Raw genomic sequence first — 450 nt, 5'->3', positions numbered from 1 at the left:
TCCCGCAGGAGTCGAGTGCCCTCCGATCCAATCAACAGGGAGGCAAATTAACCTAAAGAATTTGCCACACACTTTTTTTTCTAATTTACGTTCAGAACGAATGCTTTAAAGATAACCAAAAACCATCCTTACTAAAAGAATAAGTAAATTAGTGGTGCGTCCGTTATTATCACTATAATAAAGTCGCATCTTTTCAAGAAGAAATGAAAAATCAAAGTATTATCAATTAGGTGAAAAAGATGGTCATCTGGAACTAATTCATATTCACTTTGGCTAATTTCTTTTGGCTTAAACATGGAATTCGCCGCTTATTTATATTATTTAATAGTAGTAGAAGGTCTTTATTAAAAGGCACTCTGTTGATTGGAGCGGAAGGCGCGAAGACTCCTGCGGGAGTACGGGCTAGGGGAGACCCCGCAGGAGCGAAGCGACGAGGAGGCTCCCTGGCAC

Origin of the sequence: Neobacillus drentensis (genome assembly GCF_036965425.1) — a bacterium.
GTDB classification, from domain to species: Bacteria; Bacillota; Bacilli; order Bacillales; family Cytobacillaceae; genus Neobacillus; species Neobacillus drentensis_F.
The sequence above is the reverse complement of the archived record's forward strand: the minus strand, read 5'-3'. Positions refer to the sequence as shown.